Source organism: Methylobacterium sp. WL116, from assembly GCF_008039455.1.
GTDB lineage: Bacteria > Pseudomonadota > Alphaproteobacteria > Rhizobiales > Beijerinckiaceae > Methylobacterium.
In genome coordinates this window covers 1-476 of record NZ_VRUV01001138.1, presented here as the reverse complement: position 1 = coordinate 476, position 476 = coordinate 1, and the positions used below count along the sequence as shown (strand labels likewise).

2 pseudogenes are annotated in these 476 nt (G+C 76.3%); both read right to left on the bottom strand.

From position 1 onward, the window contains the following. Positions 1 to 204: pseudogene (locus FV223_RS29785) on the bottom strand (hypothetical protein); the annotation flags it as partial. 79 nt (positions 205 to 283) lie between these two features. Then, positions 284 to 476 (bottom strand): annotated as a pseudogene (locus FV223_RS29780) (hypothetical protein); the annotation flags it as partial.

Sequence of the window (476 nt, the reverse complement as noted above, 5' to 3'; positions counted from 1 at the left end):
GTAGCCGCCGGCCTGCCCGCCGGGTCGGCAGCCGCCGTAGGGTCCGCGATGGCCGAACGGGCCGCAGCCGCCGTAGACCTGGACGATGGTCGCGTCCGGGCCGGCGAGCCCGGGGAGGGGAAGCGCCGAGGCCGGGGCGGCCGCGGCCAGGGTGCCGGCCAAGCTGCCGGCGAGGATGCAGGCGCCGAGACGTCGTCTCACCATTCGAGTCTCCTGGACATGGAAGGCGCGGCCCGTCCGGCCGCACCGGGATCTTCCGGGTTCGAACCCCGGAAACAGGGGATCAGGCGAGGAGGTCGCGCATCGGCGCGACGCCTCCGCTGCCCGGGAAGACGGTGTCGGCCAGCGCCCGGTCGGGGAGGCCGAGATGGTCGCGCAGGACGCCCTTCAGCACGGCGCGCAGGTCCATGGTCGGGCGCAGGTCGCGGCCCTCGAGCAGGGCCGCGGGTGCGAGGCCCGGCCAGTCGGCGACGACC